Below are 19610 nucleotides of genomic sequence, written 5' to 3' on the forward strand. Positions count from 1 at the left end.
CATGACCCAACTTTCTGATCTGCCCCTGCGTAAAGAGCTGCGCGGCAAGTCTGCCTACGGTGCGCCGCAGCTGCGTGTGGCCAACCAGCTCAATACCAACGAAAACCCCTATTCGCCTTCTGCCGCCCTCGTAGCGGATCTCGTGCGCAGCATCGAGGAGCAGGCAAGCACGCTCAATCGCTATCCAGATCGCGACGCCACCGAGCTACGCCGCGCGCTGGCCGAGTACTTAAGCGCCCAAACCGGCACCAACCTGAAAGCGGAAAACCTCTGGGCGGCAAATGGCTCCAACGAGGTTCTGCAGCAACTCCTGCAGGCCTTCGGCGGCCCAGGGCGTAAAGCCCTGGGCTTTAGCCCTAGCTACTCCATGCACCCCATCCTGTGCGCGGGCACCCACACCGAGTTCATCGATTGCCCACGCGGTGCGGATTTCCGCATCGACGTGCCCCGAGCGCTGGAAGCTATAGCGCAGCACCGCCCCGACATCGTATTTATCACCACGCCGAATAATCCCACTGGCGATGTCACGCGCCTTGCAGACATCGAAAAACTGGTCCAGGCCGCGCCGGGAATCATCATCGTGGACGAGGCCTACATGGAGTTTTCTACCTCGCCCTCGGCTGCCCACTTGATTGCGAAATATCCCACCAAGGTGGTGGTCTCGCGCACCATGTCCAAGGCCTTCGACTTCGCCGGCGGGCGCCTGGGATACTTCGTGGCTGACCCAGCCTTCATCGAGGCCGTTATGCTCGTGCGCCTTCCTTATCACCTTTCCACGCTTTCCCAGGCCGCGGCCATCGTCGCGCTGCGGCATAGCGCCGAGACACTGGAAACGGTGCACAAGCTGGCCACGGAGCGCGAACGCGTCGTCGCCAAGCTGCAGGAGCTGGGATATTTTGTGGTAGAAAGCGAGGCCAACTTCGTGTTCTTTGGCCGCTTTGCAGATCAGCACGCGGTCTGGGAGCGGTTTTTGAGTAGCGAGATGCTGATTCGCGACGTCGGCCAGCGCGGATTTCTGCGCGCCACCATCGGGCTGCCGGCAGAAAACGATGCCTTCCTCGCGGTGGCAGCGAAACTTAGCGGTACAGTAACTGCGGAAGGAGAAGACTAATGGCAAACCGCATCGGCAAAGCGGAAAGGGTGACCAACGAGTCCCAAATCCGCGTCGAAATAAACCTCGACGGCAGCGGGGACGCAGACATTAGCACCGGCCTGCCATTCTTCGACCACATGCTGGGCGCGATGTGCACCCACGGCAGCTTCGACCTCAAGGTCCACGCCCAAGGCGATACCCACATCGATGCCCACCACACGGTGGAAGACACCGCGATTGTGTTGGGCCGCGCGTTTGCCGACGCCGCCGGTGACAAAGCTGGCATCCGCCGCTTCGGCTCGCAGCTTTTGCCCATGGATGAGACATTGGTAGAAGCAGTGGTGGATCTTTCCGGCCGCGCCTACTTCGTGATGAACGGCGAGCCGGAGCATCTACAATGGCAGATTATTGGCGGCCACTATGCCACAGTCATCAACCGCCACTTCTTCGAAACATTGGCCACACACGCGGCAATGACCTTGCACCTCAACGTGCGCTACGGGCGCGACCCGCACCACATCACCGAGGCAGAATTCAAGGCGGTAGCCCGTGCGCTGCGGCAGGCCGTCGAACCGGATCCCCGAGTAAAGGGGATTCCTTCCACGAAGGGAGCTTTATAATTTCTGGGAACTTTTTGATTTTGGTCCTGTTCTTGGTGGCAGGACTTCTTTTTGGTGGTGCCTGGTCTGCTTATCAGCAAGGCTCTAAGTTCTTTACCATCGTGGCTGCTGTGCTCGGCGCGGTATCCATCGCAGCGGCGCTGGCGTGGATGTTTGGTGTGATGGGCCAGTGAGCAACGCGAAGCAGTCCATCTGGAAGGTCCCGGGCTATACCGCCACGATGGTCGCCGTTGCGGCGGCCTTTGGCGCGTGGTCCATTCTGCTGCCGGTGGTCCCGCTGGCGGTTCTAGACTCGGGCGGCTCGGCAACCCTGGCAGGCGCCTCGACCGGCGCTTTCATGGCTGCCACGGTTATCACCCAGACTTTGACCCCGCGCATGTTGCGTACCTTTGGCTACCGTCCCGTCATGGCGGCGGCCGCGCTGCTGCTCGGTGTTCCGGCCTTCGGCCACTTGCTTGGTAACGCCGCCGTTGTCGTGCTTGTCTTTTCCGCCCTGCGCGGAATTGGCTTCGGCGCGTTGACAGTTTCGGAAAGCGCGCTGATCGCAGAAATCGCCCCCTCGCGGCTGCTGGGAAAGGCCACCGGCATGATCGGCGTCTTTGTCGGATTCGCCCAGATGGTCTTTTTGCCGGCTGGCATTGCGATGGGGCAGGCTTGGGGCTTTGAAACCGCGTACATCACCGCTGGCATCATCGGCATCATTGGCTTCGTGATGTGTTTGCGTGTGCCATCGCTGAAGGCGGCGTCGTCAAGCGTGGCGAACCGTGAGACCGGAGCCGTCGCTCCGATGTGGAAACTCTTCGCCGTGCCGGCACTAGCTCTTACCACCTTCTCCATGAGCTACGGCGTGGTATCCACGTTCATCGCCCCCGCGGCGCGAGAACTGGACCCAGTCACCGGCGCGGCCGTCGGCGGCCTGCTGCTTTCCTTGGTGGGTGCTGCGACGATGGTGATGCGTTACTTCGCAGGCGCGGTGGCAGACCGCCTTGGCAAACCCGGCACTTTGTATATCCCGGCCCAGTTCGTGGCCGCCGGTGGCGTGGCGTTGATTGCCTTCACGCTCGCGCAAGGGTGGTCGCTGTGGCTGCTGGTTTGTGGCGCCGTAATTTTCGGCGGTGCCTTTGGCATCGCGCAGAACGAGGCTCTGCTGGCGATGTTCGACCGCGCGCCTCGCGAAAAGATTTCTGAGGCCTCCGCGGTGTGGAATATTTTCTACGACGCGGGCACCGGCCTGGGCTCCACGGTGCTGGGCGCGTTGGTCGCCAGCACCGGCTATAGCGGTGCGTTTGGTGCGGGCGCTGCGATTATCGCGGGCGGGCTGTTGCTGACCGTCAGCGATACGCTGCTGGGACGTACCCGCGTTAGCGAGACGCACGATATCAAGACCCGTTTGCGAAGGTTGCGTAAGGTATAGCCCATGACAGGCAAGAATGTTGTTGTGCTGGACTACGGTGCCGGCAATCTGCGCTCGGCGCAGCGCGCGCTTGAACACGCAGGCGCGCAGGTCACCGTCACTGCGGATCCCCAGGTGGCCGTTTCTGCCGACGGCCTCGTGGTTCCCGGAGTCGGCGCCTTTGCCGCGTGCATGGAGGGGCTGAAAAGGGCCCAGGGCCCGCGGATCATTGGCCAGCGCTTGGCCGGTGGCAGGCCGGTGTTGGGGATCTGCGTAGGCATGCAAGTGCTTTTCGACGCCGGCTTCGAGCACGGCATTGCCACCTATGGCTGCGGGGAGTGGCCCGGCCGGGTGGAAAAACTGCAGTCTGACGTGCTTCCGCATATGGGCTGGAATACCGTGGAATTTGCTGCGGACTCAGCGATGTTCGCGGGGATTTCTCCGCAAGAGCGCTTCTATTTCGTGCACTCCTATGCGGCACGCCGCTGGGAGCTGGAAACCGAAATCACCGAGCCGCCGCGTGTGGCCTGGGCTGAGCACGATGGGGACCGTTTCGTGGCGGCCGTGGAAAATGGCGCGCTGTGGGCCACCCAGTTCCACCCGGAGAAGTCCGGCGAGGTAGGAGCGCAGTTGTTGCGCAACTGGATTAATACGCTTTAAGTAGGATTTGAAACCATGACCTTTACTTTGTTGCCGGCCGTCGACGTCGTTGACGGCCAGGCTGTGCGACTTGACCAAGGCGCGGCCGGAACCGAAAAGAACTATGGCACCCCGCGCGAGGCCGCGCTCAAGTGGCAGGAGCAGGGAGCTTCATGGCTGCACTTTGTCGACCTCGATGCGGCTTTTGGCCGCGGTTCTAATCACGCGCTGATGGCGGAGATTACCGCGGAGCTTTCGATGCAGGTGGAACTGAGCGGCGGAATTCGCGACGGTGAGTCTTTGGAGCGTGCGCTTGCCACCGGTGCGCGGCGGGTCAACATCGGCACCGCGGCGCTGGAGAAACCGGAGTGGGTCGAGGAAATGCTGGAAAAGCACGGCGACAAAATTGCCGTGGACTTAGCGGTGCAGCTAGAAGAAGGCGAGTGGCGCTGCCGCGGCAACGGCTGGGTATCGGATGGCGGAGACCTCTGGGAGGTACTCGAGCGCCTCGATGCGGCAGGCTGCCAGCGCTTCGTGGTCACCGACGTCACCAAAGACGGCACCCTCGAAGGGCCCAACGTGGAGCTGCTGCGTGAGGTTGCTGCGGCTACCGAGGCAAAGATTACGGCCTCGGGCGGCATCTCTAGCCTGGATGATCTTCGCGAGCTGGCGCTGTATGAAAACGAGGGCATCGATTCCGCGATTGTCGGGAAAGCGCTCTATGAGCAGCGCTTTAGCCTCGAAGAAGCAATCGCGGCGGTGGCGGAGGTAGAGCCGCTGCCGGAAGAAGATTACATCGACCCCATTGACACTTATTAAAGCGAGGAGCGCCATTTCATGACTCAACCGCGTGAGCTCGTGGCTTTTGCCGAGGCGGCCGTTGACCAAGTAAGCGAACTATTCCGCGCCGGCCTCGGCGCGCCGCCTGCCCATTTCAAGGGCGAGGGCGATTTTGCCACGGAAGTGGACCTGCAGATCGAGGCGCAGCTGCGCCAGCATCTCACCCAGCTCACAGGCATTCCGGTCTATGGCGAGGAGTCTGCCTCGCCCTCCGGCGTGTTTGCGTCCGAGAAGGCCATGTGGGTGGTCGATCCCATCGACGGCACCGCGAACTATTCCGCGGGCAACCCGCTGTGCGGCGTTCTAGTCAGCCTCATCCATGACTCCCGCCCCGTAGTTGCGGTGGCGGACTTCCCGCTGCTGGCGCGCCGCGTGGTGGCTGCCGAGGGAATGGGTCTGCGCTCGGTTGGCGGACCTGCCACCGGCTTTGGCGGCGGTGCGGATTCTCTCGGTTTTGACGAAGGCCGCGGGCACGTCGGCTGCTCTTCGCACCTGCCCACGGATATCTTCCACGAGCTGCGCGAGACCGGGCTGCGCCCACGCATGACCGGCTCCGTGGGGGTTGATTCGGCTTTCGTGGCGCAGGGCGTCTTCGACGGCGTGGTGAACTTCTCGCCGCATCCGTGGGACAACGCCGCGGGCGCTCTGCTCATCAAGGCCGCTGGCGGCATCGCAACCGACCCCGAAGGCAACGACTGGGCACCGGGCGCCCGCGGTCTGGTCGCCGGCACCCCTCAGGTGCACGCCACGATTCTCGACATCGTGGCCCGCCACAGTCAAAAATCTTAAAAAGGAGGATGCCATGGCCTTGGCCGTGCGTGTTATCCCTTGCCTCGATGTGGACAACGGCCGCGTGGTCAAGGGCATAAACTTTGAAAACCTGCGCGATGCCGGCGACCCAGTAGAGTTGGCCGCCCGCTACGAAGAACTCGGTGCCGATGAACTGACCTTCCTCGACGTCAGCGCCTCGAAAGAAGGCCGGGGCACCATGCTCGAGGTGGTGCGACGTACCGCAGACCAGGTCTTTATCCCACTGACCGTGGGCGGCGGCGTGCGTTGCATCGACGACGTCCGTAAGCTGCTGCGCGCCGGCGCCGATAAAGTAGCCGTCAACTCCGCGGCGTTTTCCCGCCCGGAGCTGCTGCGCGAGCTTGCCCGGGTCTTCGGCTCCCAATGCATCGTCCTATCCGTCGACGCCCGCAGAACCCCACGCATGCCTTCCGGCTTCGAGGTCACCACCCACGGCGGCACGCGCTCCGCTGAACTCGACGCCATCGAATGGGCGGCCCGTGGCGCGGAGCTGGGTGTCGGCGAGATTCTGCTGAACTCCATGGACGGTGACGGCACGAAGACAGGCTTCGACTTCGAGCTCATCAAAAAGGTGCGTGCTGCGGTGTCTATCCCCGTCATCGCCTCCGGCGGAGCGGGCAAGGCGGCCGACTTCCCACCGGCTATTGCAGCTGGCGCCGACGCCGTCCTCGCGGCCTCCATCTTCCACTTCGGCGAGGTGGAAATCGCCGAGGTGAAGGATGCCCTCGCGGCGGCCTCCTACGAGGTACGCAAGTGAGTAGCCCGGCAGACTTCGAGCTAGACCCGGGCGTCGCTAAGCTGCTCAAGCGCAACGCCGACGGCCTGGTTCCCGCCATCGCCCAGTCCGAGCAAGGCGAGGTGTTGATGTTGGCATGGATGGATGACCACGCACTCGCGCACACCTTGGCCACGCGCAAGGGCACCTATTACTCGCGTTCGCGGCAGGACTATTGGATAAAAGGCCAGACCTCGGGGCATACCCAAGAAGTGCTGGGGGTGCGGCTGGATTGCGATGGCGACACCATCCTGATTACAGTTCGCCAAGAAGGCGCGGCCTGCCATACCGGAGACCGCACTTGTTTCGATTCTCGTGACCTTTTGGGAGGCGCATTTTAGATGGCACGCCGTCTTGGCCCACTTTTAATTGCTGCAGGCGCAATCCTGCTGTGGCTTTCATCCCGCATGACGTGGGCTACCGCTGCCGTAGAAGACGATAAGTCCGGTTTCAGCACCGTCGACATGGTGGGTTCTTTCTGGTCGCTCGAGCTAATCGCGCTGACCCTTGTGCTTTTGGCCGGTTCGGTCGCCGTGGCGGCCCTGCGTCGCACCTCCCGCCGCATCGTGGCCGTCATTTGCGCGCTGGCCGCAGCCGCCGTGGCGTGGAGCCCAGTCTCCCTGCTGACCTACGGCGCCGACGCCGCTCGCGCCCAAGAACTCCTGCGCGCCGGCTCCTCCGACGAGAATGCCGTCAACGGTGCGCAAATCTCGGAGTGGGCCACCGTCATCAGCACCGAGGCTGCAAAGGCTGGCCCCATTCTTGCCATCTTCGGCGCAGCGTGCGCGCTGTTTGGGGCGATGCTGCTGGTGCGCAAACCGGGCGTCGACAAGCCCCGCTCGACCAAGTATGAAAGCCCGGCCGCGCGCCAGGAACGCATCGCCGAGGAACTGGAGACCACCACCGATTCCGGTCGCGTGATGTGGGATGCGCTCGACGCCGACATTGACCCCACGGACGTAAAACGCCCCTGAATTTCTATTTCGCGGGCCATCGCGATAGCCTAAGTGTGATCTCAAACGCCCCTGTGGAGGGAGGTGCTGATGTCCACTCCGATCGCCGTAGACCACCTGATAGCAGGTGTGCTTGACGACGTCGCCGTGCGCGAAGCCCGCGTCTCCTTCCAAGACATCAAAGCGCGCTCGCGTTCCATGAGCGAGCCTCGCGACGTCCGTGCTGCGCTGTTACGCCAGGGCTGCTCCGTGATTACCGAAATCAAACGCGCCGTGCCTTATGCCGGCGAAATCGCACATCTGGACTCTCCGGAGTCGGTGGCGCAGATTGCCGCGCAGCTAGCTGCCACGGGGGTCCACCTGATGGCCTGCCAGACCGACAGGCGGCGCTTCCACGGTTCTTTGGAGGATATGCGCCAGGCCCGCGCGGCGATCGATATCCCGATGATTTGCCGCGACATCATCGTGGACCCGTATCAGATCCACGAGGCGCGCTGCTATGGCGCGGACGCGGTGCCGCTGCAGGTGGAGCTCTTGGAGCAGGCGCGGTTGGAGGCGCTGCTCGATCGCATTGAATCGCTGGGAATGACCGCAATTTTAGAGGTGCGCACCTGTGATGAAGTCGACCGCGCCATCAAGGCCGGTGGCAGCGTGGTGGCCATTAACGCATGGTCAGTGGCCTCGGATGCCATCAACCGCGAGGCCTTCTCCGAGATTGTGCCGGGGCTGCCGGAATCCATCGTGCGCATCGCAATCGGCGGAGTGAATTCGCCACGTAACGTGTTGAGATATGCCTCCCAGGGCGCCGATGCGGTGCTGGTAGGAGAGGCCATCATGGCGGCCCAAGACCCCGCCGCCGCGGCGCGTTCCTTGGTCGCTGCTGGCCAGCACCCGGCGTGCCCTTCGCGGAAGTCTCTTTAGTGGCTTTGTCCAGCCGGATAAGGCAAACTGTCTAGCGTGCAAATTCTCGCAAACATCCCGTCCCCGCCGCAGGGCGTGTGGCATTTAGGCCCGTTTCCGCTGCGTGCTTACGCACTTTGTATCATCGTCGGCATTCTGGTGGCGATGTGGATGACGCAGCGCCGCTACGTTGCGCGTGGCGGCAATTCCGATGTCGTGTGGGATGCGGCCATCGTCATCATCCCGGCGGGCATCGTCGGCGGGCGTTTGTATCACGTGATTACGGATCACCAGAAGTATTTCTGTGCCGACTGTAACCCGGCCGATGCCTTGAAAATCACCAACGGCGGCCTCGGTATATGGGGCGCGGTGGCGCTCGGCGTGTTCGCGATTTGGGTGATGTTCAAGATTAAAAAGGTGCCCATGGCGCCGTTTGCCGACGCCGTCGCTCCCGGTCTCATCCTTGCCCAAGCCATCGGGCGGCTCGGTAACTGGTTTAACCAGGAGCTCTACGGCCGGCCCACCGACGTTCCGTGGGCGCTGGATATTTACTACCGCATCAACGAGGCAGGGGAGTATGCGCCGGTATCGGGCCGCTCAACTGGGGAAGTAATAACGTCCGTGCACCCGACCTTCCTCTACGAGCTGGTCTGGAATGTCGCCGTGTGCTTGTTCCTGCTGTGGGCGCAAAAGGCGTGGAAGCTGGGGCACGGCCGCGTGTTTGCGCTCTATGTGGCGGGGTATACGCTGGGCCGTTTCTTCGTTGAGAATATGCGCTCGGATGAGGCCACGATGGTCTTCGGCCTGCGTATCAACGTCATTGTTTCAGTAGTGCTTTTCATCGTGGCGCTGGTGGTATTTTTCAAGCTTCCGCGCGGGCAGGAGACTCCCGATGAGGTAGATCCTGCGCGTAACGGGCCGAAAGCGCTCGATGAGTCGCAGGAATCACACTAAGCAGCGTACGTTGCCCATTCATGCCCGCTTTCATGCGGGCATTTCTGGTTTTTGGTGAGATTTTCTGTGGATTTGCGGGTTTATGTTGGCTTTGGCAGTGGCCGTTGCCAGCGAACGCGGGTAGGTTGGGTTTCGTTAGCATTCCCGATGTGAATAGGGCTTTTAATGTTGGATAGAAGAACCAAAATCGTTTGTACCTTAGGTCCCGCTGTGGCAAGCAAGGACGGAATCCTGCGCCTCGTGCAAGAGGGCATGGACGTCGCTCGCCTTAACATGTCCCACGGCGAGCACACCGACCACGAAGCCAATTATCGCTGGGTACGTGAGGCTACCGATGAAACTGGCCGCGCCGTCGGCATCCTAGCCGACCTGCAGGGGCCGAAAATCCGCCTGGGTCGCTTCATCAACGGCGAGGAGATGTGGGCAGATGGTGAAATCGTTCGCATCACCGTCGACGACGTCGAAGGCACCCACGACCGCGTTTCCACCACCTACAAGAACCTCGCGAAGGATGCGAAGGCCGGCGACCGACTGCTTATCGACGACGGCAAGGTCGCCGTGGTCTGTAAAGAAGTAGATGGCAACGACGTCGTCTGTGAGGTCACTGAAGGTGGCCCCGTATCCAACAACAAAGGTGTTTCCCTGCCCGGCATGGATATCTCCGTGCCGGCTCTATCCGAAAAGGACATCGCCGACCTGCGCTTCGCTTTGCAGCTCGGCGTCGATATGATCGCGCTGTCCTTCGTACGCTCGCCAGCCGACGTCGACTTGGTCCACGCCATCATGGACGAAGAGGGCCGCCGCGTGCCGGTCATCGCGAAGCTGGAGAAGCCGGAGGCGGTCGATGCTCTGGAGTCCATCGTCCTTGCTTTCGACGCCATCATGATTGCCCGTGGTGACCTGGGCGTCGAGGTACCGCTCGAGCAGGTGCCGCTGTTCCAGAAGCGCGCCATCCAAATCGCGCGTGAAAACGCTAAGCCGGTCATCGTGGCAACCCAGATGCTGGATTCCATGATCAGCAACCTGCGCCCGACCCGCGCGGAAGCATCGGATGTGGCCAATGCCGTGCTCGATGGCGCCGACGCCGTCATGCTCTCAGGCGAGACCTCCGTGGGCATCGACCCGCAGAACGTCGTGCGCACCATGTCTCGTATCGTGCAGAATGCCGAGTCCGATGGCCAGGTGCCGCCGCTTTCGCACGTTCCACGCACCAAGCGCGGCGTGGTGTCCTACTCAGCGCGCGACATCGCGGAGCGCCTGAATGCGAAGGCAATCGTTGCCTTCACCACCTCCGGCGATACCGCAAAGCGCGTGGCGCGTTTGCACTCCAAGCTGCCACTGCTGGCGTTTACCCCGTTCCCGGAGGTGCGCTCGCAGCTGGCCCTGACCTGGGGTGCGCAGACCTTCCTGAGTGATGCCGTGGACTCCACCGACGACATGATGGCTACCATCGACCGCTCGCTGCTGGCCATGGATAGTTACAAGGAAGGCGACCTTATCGTCGTTATCGCTGGCACCCCGCCGGGAATTGCGGGCAACACCAACATGATTCAGTGCCACATGTTGGGTGGAAGCCGCTAACCGAGCTCCTTGAGCGCGCTTCGCCGGCGCTCGAAAAGTGCTGGCCCGTCAGCGCTGTGGCCTTGCTGCTTTTGCGCAGGGAGGCCTCTTTTTGTGGATAACTTTGTGGCCGCGTCATCGGAAAGCGCGTTTTAGTCCCCTTTTGGCGAAGTTATCCACAGACGAAGAATTGATGCTTGTGGCGGTTCGTGGGTGCTTTTAGCGTGAAAGGCATGAACCTTCAGACGTATTTGCAAGCACGGGCGCGCGGCGTGGATCTTCTCGCCGAGGCGGCCGCGTTAAGCAAGTCTGAAATCATGGCTTTAGGCGCAAGCCCCGATGACGCCGATCACCTCATCCGCCTCGCCGAGCCTTATTTTGGCAAGACGCCGTATACCCGCAAACAGGCTCGTGCGCTCGCCGGAGCGCGGCGCCGTGGTCATGGATTGAGCGTGCTGGCCCGGATCGAAAAATATGTCGCGCGGGTGCGCAACCGCCATCACGCGTGGGACCTAAGAGTCGAGTTGTGCCACGCGCCAGCCAATAACGTGGACGGACTCGCGCGCGCTCGGTTACGCGAGATCCTCACTCCGCCGCAGCCCCAGCCTCAGGTATCGCATACCCGGTACTCCAACGGCCTGGGCGCAATCCGTATCACCGATAAGGCGATGACCATCGAGGACTTTCGCGCCATCATTTCGCATGCGGACGGCGCCCTTGAGGGTTTTCGCGCGTTGGTGGCCGGAAAGGCGAGCGGAGGGGCCGTTAAAGTGTCGACCTCGGCGATTGTTTACCTTGACCAACTCGACCGCATCGTAAACGGTGAGGGTGAGGAGGTCACCATTGAGCTGAGCAACGGCGCGGTGGTCTCTGGCGCGCAGTATATTCAGCGCGCGCTGGCCCAGCATGGGGAGGCCGTCCTCGTGCATCCGCTGGCTGGGCCGGTCGATGCTTTCCGAACTCAGCGCATCGCAAACGATAAACAGCGTGCCATACTCAAAGCGAAGTTCCGCGAGTGCGTGTGGCCGGGATGTTCCGTGCCTTTCGACGACTGCCAAATCCACCACATCGAAGCGTGGAACCACGGCGGGCACACCAACCTACAAAATTTGGTGCCACTTTGCGCCTATCACAACGGGCTCAACCAGGACGATCCACTAGGGCCCGCGCATCGCGGTCGCATCACGCTTATCGACGGCCATCTTGCCTGGCTTTCACCCAAAACCGGCAGGCCGTTGTTTCTAAAACACAACCTCCGCCCGCCACCCTAGGTTTGCGCCGGGCCGGCTCTATCGCCGCGACCCGGTCTCGCAGTCTCGTCACCGCCAATCCCGCAGACGCCGACGCTGGCCCGACCGCCCCCTGCCGGACGCTCGTGCAAACGGAGTCACGGGTTGCACGGCGTGGGTGTCAGTAGCGGCGGTTGAGTGGCGGCGATTGAGTGGCAGCGGTTGAGTGGCGGGGCCGCGTAGGGCGGGGAAAGCCGAAAAAGGCGCTAGGTGAAATGCCTAGCGCCTACTGGTCGTGGTTACTTATTAATTGGGGTGGGGTTGAGCTTCCAGACTTCGGCGGCGTAATCGGCAATCGTACGATCAGAGGAGAAGCGGCCGGACAAGCAGATATTCAGCCAGGCTTTCTTGGCCCAGTCGAGTGGGGCGTCGACGTAGTCTTGCGCCATGCGGTCGCGGGTCTTCCGGTAAGAGTCGAAGTCACCGAGGACGTAGTAGGTGTCTTGGGCGTGGATACCCTGGCCGTCGAGAAGCGAGGAGCGCAAGTCGCCGAACACACCGGAGTTCTCGTGGCCTAAAGTGCCATTGTTGAGGGCATCCAGAACACGCTTCAAACCCGAAACGGATTCGTAGAGCTCGCCAGGATTATAAGACTCTCGTAGCGCTGGCAACTCCTCGTTGGAAGCGCCGAAGATATACGCGTTGTCCTCGCCGACTGCCTCCACGATTTCAACGTTTGCCCCGTCCATCGTTCCCAAGGTGAGCGCGCCATTCATCATGAACTTCATGTTCGAGGTGCCGGATGCTTCCTTACCCGCCACCGAAATCTGCTCCGAGATGTCGGCGGCCGGGATGATGTGCTCGGCAGGGGAGACGTTGTAATTTTCCACGAACACAACGCGAATGACATCGCGGGTGTCCTCGTCGTTGTTGACCAGCTCAGCGATGGAGTTGATGAGCTTGATGATCTCCTTAGCACGGACATAGCCCGGGGCGGCCTTCGCACCAAAGATGAAGGTACGCTTCGGCACGGACTCGCCGTCTTCCTTGATACGGAAATACAAGTCCAGGATATAAAGCGCATTCAACAGCTGACGCTTGTACTCGTGCAGGCGCTTGATCTGCACGTCGAAGATAGAATCCGGGTCGACTTCCGCGCCGTGATGCTGCATGATCCACTCTGCGAAGTCGACTTTGTTTTTGTGCTTTACCTCCATGAGCTTGCGCAGAACCTTCTTGTTCTCAGAAAGCTGGGTAAGCGAGGCAAGTGAGTTAAGGTCGGTGACCCACTCATCAGAACCGGACTGCTTGGTCAGAAGCTTCGCCAGGCGCGGGTTACACATCTTCAGCCACCGGCGAGGCGTGACACCGTTGGTCTTGTTGTTGAATTTCTCCGGCCACAATTCATGCCACTCGCAGAGCGTGTCGGCCTTGATGATTTCCGTATGCAGGGCGGCGACGCCGTTGATAGAAAACGCCGCGTAGCAGGCAATCCACGCCATGTGCACCTGCCCGTTGGACACCGGCGCCATGTACTCGATGCGCTGGGAATCGACGCCTCGAGCTTCCATATCCAGCCGGAAACGACGGTCGATTTCTTCCACCAACTGCCAGATGCGCCAAAACAGCTTCTGGAAGATAGACACTTCCCAGCTCTCCAGCGCCTCGGCGAGAACGGTGTGGTTGGTATAAGCAAAAGTCTCTGTGACAACCTGCCAGGCATCGTCCCAGGACAAGCCGTGGTCGTCGAGAAGCAGGCGCAAAAGCTCTGGAATCGCCAGCACCGGGTGTGTGTCGTTGAGCTGGATGCAGTTGTACTTCGCGAATCCGCGCAGGTCGTCGCCGTGGTGGGCGATGTAGTTATCGATCATCTGCTGCAGCGAAGCAGAAACGAAGAAGTACTGCTGGCGCACGCGCAGCACCTTGCCCTCGTAGGTCGTGTCGTTGGGGTAGAGCACTCGGCAGATGTCCATGACGCGCTCGCGCTCGACGATGGCGTCGGTAAACCGCTGTGAGTTGAACGCATCGTAGTCAAATTCGTCGATGGGTTCGGACTTCCACAGGCGCAGGGTGCCGACGTTGTCGGTGCCGTAGCCGGTAATAGGCATGTCATAGGGAATCGCACGGACGTCCATGTCATCGAAGTGCACACGACGCTGATCGGAAGCACGGCGAATGACAAACTCGTAACCGTTTTCCATCCATGCGTCAGGCTGCTCCTTTTGGTGCCCATTTTCAAAGGATTGGCGGAACAAGCCGTAGCGGTAGAGCAGGCCGTAGCCGGTGACTGGGTAGTCCTGCGTGACCGCCGAATCGAGGAAGCAAGCAGCGAGTCGGCCTAGGCCACCATTGCCGAGGGCGGCGTCGTGCTCGGCCTCGAGGACGTCGGAAAGCTCGCGGCCGGCTGCCTTCGCTGCGGCCTTGGCTTCGTCGACCAAGTCCAGATTGGTGAGGTTATTAAGCAGCGCGCGGCCTTGTAGGAACTCAGCGGAAAAGTAGTGCTGCTGGCGGGTCGCAGAGTAGGCAGCGCGGGTGGCTTCCCAATTGTCAGCGATTTCGGCTACGACAGCAGAAGATAAGCCGGACCAGAATTTGCGCTGGCTGGCAGCAGAAGGGCTAACCCCGGCAGCGGAGCGCACGTGTGCGGGGACAGTGGACTGAAAAGCAGAGTGCTTGGGCTGGCTCATTTATTTCCTATCGGGTTCTTTAAGAGAATGGAAAATACCGTGTGCCAGCTTATCCGGCCTTGAGCGCAAGCGCTTGCTTAATTTGCGAGGTAGGCCAGCACCGCTGCTGTGGCGGCTTGGGTACTCGACGCCACGGTGGGTTCATAATCGGGTAGGAATGTCGCTTGGTGGTTGACGGGTGGGTTATCTGCCAGTTCCGCGGGCGTCGAGCCAATAAACCAGAAATAATACGGCACACCCCAAGCTTGGGGCAGGTAACAAAAGTCCTCGGAGGCCGTCGAAGGTTCGGCAGTACCCGAGGCTGCGCCGAAGGCGGCGTCGAAGACTGCGCGCACGGTTTCGTGGGCGCCAGGATCGTTGTCGGTGACTTCGCCGTGAGCAAAGTACTCGAATTCCGGCGGCTTTGGGGCGCCGGAGGCTTCGCATTCCGCGCGCACCATTCGCTCGAGGGAGGCATACACACGCTTGGCGACGTCCGGTTTGTAATAACGGGTATTCAACACCAGCTCGGCGGTCTCAGGAATGATGTTGTTTTTATCGCCTGAATGCAGCTCCCCTACAGAAATGACAAAGAAGTCATGCGGTGCCACCTCGCGTCCAACGATGGCTTGCAAACGCGTGATGACCATGGCGGCGATATAGGTCGGGTCAACGGCTGCGTGCGGCATCGAGGCATGTGCCGAGCATCCGTGAATGGTGATGCGCAGGGAGTCGCAACCGGCCATGATTGCTCCGGGGCGGGACAGAACATCGCCTGCTTTGCCGGGCATAACGTGTTGGCCGAGGCAGATGTCGGGTTTGGGGACGCGGGTAGTAAGGGAATCGGCCAGCATATATTTTGCTCCCATGGAAGATTCTTCTGCTGGCTGAAAAAGAGCGAGGAAGGTGCCGGACCAGGCGTCGCGGTGGGCGTCGAGAAGCGCGCAGGCTCCCAGCAGCGCTGTAGTGTGCATGTCGTGGCCGCAAGCATGCATGTTGCCGTTGCGGGAGGCGTATGCAACTGCCGTTTCCTCTTGCACGGGCAGCCCGTCGAAGTCAGCGCGGAAAAGAGCGGTGGGCCCGGGGCCGTTGCGGAAGATGGCCACAGCTCCGAAGCCGCCGATGGGCTGGACAATCTCGCAGTCGAAAGCGCGCAGGCGCTCGAGGATTCGGCCGGCGGTGCGCTCTTCTTCGTGGGAGAGCTCAGGGTGAGCGTGAAGGTCCTCGTAGAATTCGCGCTGCCAGCTGAGGTCTACGCGGCAGTCTTTCAAGTGGTTTGCGATTTTGGTGGAATCTGCCATAGCTAATCTTCTTTTCGTTAGGGTAGGGTTACCTACATGCCAATTATTCAGTTTGATGTTCTTGTGCCGGATGCCCAGGCCGAGCGCGTGACGGAGGTCTTTAGCACCGCCACCGAAAAGCTGGTTGCAAATGAAACGCTGGCCGCTGCCCGCGTAACTCGCGAGGAAAATCCCACCTTGCCGGCCGGCTTGGAGGAGCAGTTGCGCCAGACCTACCGTGATGAGCACTTCGACCGCGAGCTAGAAGATGCCAACGTGTATCGCTACAACATTGAGGTCGACGGTGTGAAGGGATCCGTGAATCAGCTGACGATGGTGCTCGCGCGCCTTCTTACCCCGCACGCGGTGTTGCCGAAGGACCACGTGCTTTTGGAAGATGAAGTCGCGCACGAGCGGCCTGCTATTTTTCCGTGGTCTGTGCAGGTGCAACCTTAGCGGCCAGCGCGTGGGCGGCGGTACGCAATTGCTCCACGACGTCGCCTTTCGCGGCGCCTTGCGCATTGTCGAGCTCGACTCCTACGGCGCCGTGGGGAAGCGGCGATGCGATGGAGCCTGCGATGACGCCGACTGGCGTTTCGCCGGCTAGCTCGGCGACGGTGCCGACAACTTTGCCGGTAAGGGATTGCTCATCAAAGCGGCCCTCGCCGGTGACAACGAGGTCTGCCTCGGCGAGTTTCGCCGACAGGCCGATTTTTTCTGCCACATACGCGCCGCCGGGGACTACTTCGAAGTGTTCTTCGCTTCCCCAGAGCGTTTGCGAAAGCCAGTGCAAAGCGATGGGGATGCCGCCTGCGGCACCAAAAGATTCGGCGTTTTCGTCGGTGCCGGTTACTTCGCAGAGGCGAAGAAGAGCGCCCGCGAGCAGCGCGATGTGTTCTCCCTCGACGCCTTTTTGTGGGCCGTACATGGTCGCGGCCTGGATAGGCACGGCTCGGGTATCGGCGAGCAGGGTGTAGTCAAGGGCACCGGCCTTGATGTTGAGTTGGGCGGTGTCGATGTTGTCGAGGCGAACAAGGGGAGCACCGCCCTTGGGTAGTGCGTAGCCGCGCTCGTCGTGTGCCGCAGCACCAAGTGCGGCGAGGATGCCCATTCCGCCATCGATGGTCGCGCTGCCGCCAAGACATAAAACGATGTGCTTAGCGCCGCGGGCTTCGGCGTCCGCGATGAGCACGCCGGTGCCGTAGGAATCCGAGTGCAGTGGGTCGAGGTCATTGGCGACGGCGGGCAGCCCGGTGGCGGAGGCGACGTCGATTAGCGCATGCTCGCCGGCTAGGTAGTAGCTGGCTTCGGTCAGTCGCCCGCGGGCGTCGGTGGTGGGCAGTGTAATCGTTTGCACCTCGACGCCGGAAAGGCTGGCGGCGGTGGCGAGGATTTCGGAGGTGCCTTCGCCGCCGTCCGCCATAGGGTAGGTGGTGATGGTGGCGTCGGGAAGGGCCTCGCGCAGACCGCCAGCGATGGCTGCCGCGGCCTGCATTGCGCTTGCTGTCCCTTTGAAAGAGTCCGGTGCGACGATGATATGCATGCCGAAAAGTATAGGTGGCCACTAATTCGTGGGCGGTTTCACCTCGCGGGTACTTGCGCTTTTGGTCAAACGATAGAAAAGTGTTTGGTGTCCTGTAAACCACCGATTCGGCACCCTCGCCGGCGAAAGGCGCACCAGATGCACATCGAAAAGCAAATTTCCAGCTACTACGACATGCTTTTAAAGCGAAACGCCGGCGAGCCCGAGTTTCACCAAGCCCTCTCCGAGGTGCTGGATTCGCTGAAGATTGTCCTGAACAAGGATCCGCACTACGCCGACTACGGCCTGGTCGAGCGCCTATGCGAACCCGAGCGCCAGCTCATCTTCCGCGTTCCCTGGACCGATGATCGCGGAAACGTTTGCGTCAACCGCGGTTTCCGCGTGCAATTCAATTCCGCACTGGGCCCGTACAAAGGCGGGCTGCGTTTCCATCCTTCGGTGAACCTGGGCATCATCAAGTTCTTGGGCTTCGAGCAGATTTTTAAAAACTCGCTGACCGGCCTGCCCATCGGTGGCGGTAAGGGCGGTTCTGATTTCGACCCGAAGGGCAAGTCGGATGCGGAAATCATGCGCTTTTGTCAGTCCTTTATGACGGAATTGCACCGCTACATCGGTGAATATCAGGACGTTCCGGCAGGCGATATCGGTGTTGGCGGACGCGAGATTGGTTACCTGTTCGGTCAGTTCCGCAGGCTGGAAAACCGCCACGAATCCGGCGTGCTGACGGGCAAGGGGCTGTCCTGGGGAGGCTCCCTGGTGCGCACCGAGGCCACCGGCTACGGCTTGGTCTATCTCACCGCAGAGATGATGAAGACCCACGGCGAGTCCTTTAACGGCGCGAAGGTCATTGTCTCTGGTTCCGGCAACGTGGCGATTTACGCGGTCGAGAAGGTCCAACAGTTGGGTGGCACCGTCGTGGCGATGTCCGACTCCGCGGGCTATGTCGAAACCCCAAACGGCGTTGACATCGAGCTGCTGAAGGATGTCAAGGAGGCGCGCCGCGAGCGCATTAGCGTTTATGCCCAGGAAGCGGGAGTGAAATATTACGAGGGCGGCAATATCTGGGCCACGCCTGCCGACGTTGCGTTGCCGTGCGCTACCCAAAACGAGCTCGACGTCGACGCCGCGCGGCTGCTGGCAGAAAATGGCGTGCGCTATGTCGCCGAAGGCGCGAACATGCCGTGTACCGCAGAAGCGGCACACTTCTTCGTAGGCTCGCAGGTCAAATTCGCGCCGGGCAAAGCCGCGAATGCAGGCGGCGTGGCCACCTCTGCGCTGGAGATGCAGCAAAATGCGTCGCGCGATTCGTGGTCTTTTGACTACACCGATAAACGATTGCACGAAATCATGTCGAATATCTTCAAAAACATCGACCGCACCGCGCGGGAGTATGACATGGAGGGCGATTATGTCGCGGGCGCGAATATCGCGGGCTTTAAGAAGGTGGCTGATGCGATGTTGGCGCAGGGCGTCGTTTAGCGCTGCTGAAAGCCTGAAGTCGAACTTTAGATTTTTATTGCAAGTGCCGCGTGGGAAACGTGTGAAAAAAGTTTCTTTGGTTACTCTGAGCGCATGTACCGCGTATTTGAGTCCCTAGATGAACTTGTTCGCAACCTGGAGCAGGCCTACTCCGTTCCCATGACGGCCAACTGCATGGTCCCGCGCCACGAGATGCTCGCGCTTCTCGACGACCTCCGTAACGCCCTGCCCGTCGAAATGGACGATGCGCAGGATGTCCTAGATAAGCAGGACGAAATCTTGGCTGGCGCGGAGGAACGCGCTGCGCAGATTGTCGCGGATGCAAACGCGCAGTCTGACGAGATTATGGCGCGTGCGCAGGAAGACTCTGACGCCATGCTTTCCGACGCCCAGCAGCGCTCGACCGCCATGGTCGCCCAGGCGGAAGACGATGCCAGCGCCATGATCGAAAGCGCGCGTGCCGATGCGGACCGCACCATCGCGCAGGGCAATCAGGAATACGAGCGCAGCGTCGCCGCAGGCCAGGCGGAGCAGGAGCGCTTGGTCTCTGAGTCCGAGGTGGTCCGCCGCTCGAACGATGAGGCGCAGCGCATTGTGGAGACCGCCCACACCGAGTCGAATCGTTTGCGCACCGAGTGTGATGAGTTTGTTGATTCTAAGCTCGGCGAGTTTGAAAGCTCTCTTTCCGGCCTGCTGCGTACCGTGAACTCTGACCGTCAAGCGCTGCGCCGCGGCGCGGGCGTGCGTTCCCGCATAAGCGATCCGCGCGCAGATGTGCGCAGCGAGCGCGGCGAGTACCGTGCCGACCGGGGCGAGCGCGGCGAGTACCGCGCCGAAAGCTCCGAGCGCTACGAACGCTAAGACCTATAGCGCGGA

General features: G+C 61.2%; 20 protein-coding genes. 17 read left to right on the plus strand and 3 right to left on the minus strand.

The genetic code is table 11. The features are described 5' to 3' along the window. The first annotated feature begins 1 nt into the window (after position 1). The 14 genes from WM42_RS11285 (at position 2) to WM42_RS11345 (ending at position 11808) form a co-directional block, all read left to right on the plus strand. Positions 2 to 1111 (plus strand): histidinol-phosphate transaminase, encoded by a 1110-nt coding sequence (locus WM42_RS11285; protein WP_062038304.1) that lies wholly within the window; start codon positions 2 to 4, stop codon positions 1109 to 1111. Then, complete coding sequence (gene hisB / locus WM42_RS11290) at positions 1111 to 1713, plus strand: imidazoleglycerol-phosphate dehydratase HisB (RefSeq protein WP_062038307.1); 603 nt, start codon at positions 1111 to 1113, stop codon at positions 1711 to 1713. Before WM42_RS11285 ends, hisB begins: the two co-directional genes overlap by 1 nt. A gap of 20 nt (positions 1714 to 1733) precedes the next feature. Beyond that, on the plus strand, positions 1734 to 1886 hold the full coding sequence (locus tag WM42_RS13485) for a hypothetical protein (RefSeq protein WP_168161740.1): 153 nt from the start codon (positions 1734 to 1736) through the stop codon (positions 1884 to 1886). Further along, a complete protein-coding gene (locus tag WM42_RS11295) occupies positions 1883 to 3127 on the plus strand; it encodes an MFS transporter (RefSeq protein WP_062038310.1) in 1245 nt (414 codons plus the stop codon). The genes WM42_RS13485 and WM42_RS11295 overlap by 4 nt, the downstream gene beginning before the upstream one ends. Before the next feature lie 3 nt (positions 3128 to 3130). Then, positions 3131 to 3766, plus strand: a complete 636-nt coding sequence (gene hisH, locus WM42_RS11300; RefSeq protein WP_062038313.1) for an imidazole glycerol phosphate synthase subunit HisH — start codon at positions 3131 to 3133, stop codon at positions 3764 to 3766. A gap of 15 nt (positions 3767 to 3781) precedes the next feature. After that, positions 3782 to 4564, plus strand: coding sequence for a bifunctional 1-(5-phosphoribosyl)-5-((5-phosphoribosylamino)methylideneamino)imidazole-4-carboxamide isomerase/phosphoribosylanthranilate isomerase PriA (gene priA, locus WM42_RS11305; protein WP_062038317.1), 783 nt, complete (start codon positions 3782 to 3784; stop codon positions 4562 to 4564). Between the two features lie 18 nt (positions 4565 to 4582). Next, the gene (locus tag WM42_RS11310; protein ID WP_062038320.1) at positions 4583 to 5374 is read left to right on the plus strand and encodes an inositol monophosphatase family protein; all 792 of its coding nucleotides are present in this window, start codon (positions 4583 to 4585) and stop codon (positions 5372 to 5374) included. A gap of 13 nt (positions 5375 to 5387) precedes the next feature. Continuing rightward, on the plus strand, positions 5388 to 6152 hold the full coding sequence (gene hisF, locus WM42_RS11315; RefSeq protein WP_062038324.1) for an imidazole glycerol phosphate synthase subunit HisF: 765 nt from the start codon (positions 5388 to 5390) through the stop codon (positions 6150 to 6152). Further along, positions 6149 to 6511 (plus strand): phosphoribosyl-AMP cyclohydrolase, encoded by a 363-nt coding sequence (gene hisI, locus WM42_RS11320; protein WP_061923341.1) that lies wholly within the window; start codon positions 6149 to 6151, stop codon positions 6509 to 6511. The genes hisF and hisI overlap by 4 nt, the downstream gene beginning before the upstream one ends. Continuing rightward, positions 6512 to 7144, plus strand: a complete 633-nt coding sequence (locus WM42_RS11325; protein WP_062038327.1) for a TIGR02234 family membrane protein — start codon at positions 6512 to 6514, stop codon at positions 7142 to 7144. 69 nt (positions 7145 to 7213) lie between these two features. Next, a complete protein-coding gene (locus WM42_RS11330) occupies positions 7214 to 8044 on the plus strand; it encodes an indole-3-glycerol phosphate synthase TrpC (RefSeq protein ID WP_062038330.1) in 831 nt (276 codons plus the stop codon). Between the two features lie 36 nt (positions 8045 to 8080). After that, positions 8081 to 8977 (plus strand): prolipoprotein diacylglyceryl transferase, encoded by an 897-nt coding sequence (lgt, locus tag WM42_RS11335; RefSeq protein WP_062038333.1) that lies wholly within the window; start codon positions 8081 to 8083, stop codon positions 8975 to 8977. Positions 8978 to 9145: 168 nt separating this feature from the next. Beyond that, positions 9146 to 10558, plus strand: coding sequence for a pyruvate kinase (gene pyk / locus WM42_RS11340; protein ID WP_062039444.1), 1413 nt, complete (start codon positions 9146 to 9148; stop codon positions 10556 to 10558). A gap of 212 nt (positions 10559 to 10770) precedes the next feature. Continuing rightward, the gene (locus WM42_RS11345; RefSeq protein WP_141740977.1) at positions 10771 to 11808 is read left to right on the plus strand and encodes an HNH endonuclease signature motif containing protein; all 1038 of its coding nucleotides are present in this window, start codon (positions 10771 to 10773) and stop codon (positions 11806 to 11808) included. 257 nt (positions 11809 to 12065) lie between these two features. On the opposite strand, the gene WM42_RS11350 is transcribed toward WM42_RS11345, so the two are convergent. Both WM42_RS11350 and WM42_RS11355 read right to left on the minus strand, forming a co-directional pair. Next, on the minus strand, positions 12066 to 14453 hold the full coding sequence (locus tag WM42_RS11350) for a glycogen/starch/alpha-glucan phosphorylase (protein ID WP_062038339.1): 2388 nt from the start codon (positions 14451 to 14453) through the stop codon (positions 12066 to 12068). 77 nt (positions 14454 to 14530) lie between these two features. Then, the gene (locus WM42_RS11355; protein ID WP_062038342.1) at positions 14531 to 15733 is read right to left on the minus strand and encodes an amidohydrolase; all 1203 of its coding nucleotides are present in this window, start codon (positions 15731 to 15733) and stop codon (positions 14531 to 14533) included. 36 nt (positions 15734 to 15769) lie between these two features. Here WM42_RS11355 and WM42_RS11360 point away from each other — a divergent pair, with 36 nt between their 5' ends. Then, entirely contained in the window at positions 15770 to 16168 is a 399-nt protein-coding gene (locus WM42_RS11360; RefSeq protein WP_062038345.1) for a hypothetical protein, read from the plus strand. On the opposite strand, the gene WM42_RS11365 is transcribed toward WM42_RS11360, so the two are convergent. After that, positions 16134 to 17255: a glycerate kinase gene (locus WM42_RS11365; protein WP_062038349.1), complete on the minus strand. Its 1122-nt coding sequence runs from the start codon at positions 17253 to 17255 to the stop codon at positions 16134 to 16136. The genes WM42_RS11360 and WM42_RS11365 overlap by 35 nt on opposite strands. Positions 17256 to 17393: 138 nt before the next feature. Between WM42_RS11365 and gdhA the strand changes: the two genes are divergently transcribed. Both gdhA and WM42_RS11375 read left to right on the plus strand, forming a co-directional pair. Continuing rightward, positions 17394 to 18734 (plus strand): NADP-specific glutamate dehydrogenase, encoded by a 1341-nt coding sequence (gdhA, locus tag WM42_RS11370; protein ID WP_062038352.1) that lies wholly within the window; start codon positions 17394 to 17396, stop codon positions 18732 to 18734. 93 nt (positions 18735 to 18827) lie between these two features. Then, positions 18828 to 19595, plus strand: coding sequence for a DivIVA domain-containing protein (locus WM42_RS11375; RefSeq protein WP_141740978.1), 768 nt, complete (start codon positions 18828 to 18830; stop codon positions 19593 to 19595). Positions 19596 to 19610: the final 15 nt, after the last annotated feature.

Origin of the sequence: Corynebacterium simulans (genome assembly GCF_001586215.1) — a bacterium.
Lineage (GTDB): Bacteria > Actinomycetota > Actinomycetes > Mycobacteriales > Mycobacteriaceae > Corynebacterium > Corynebacterium simulans.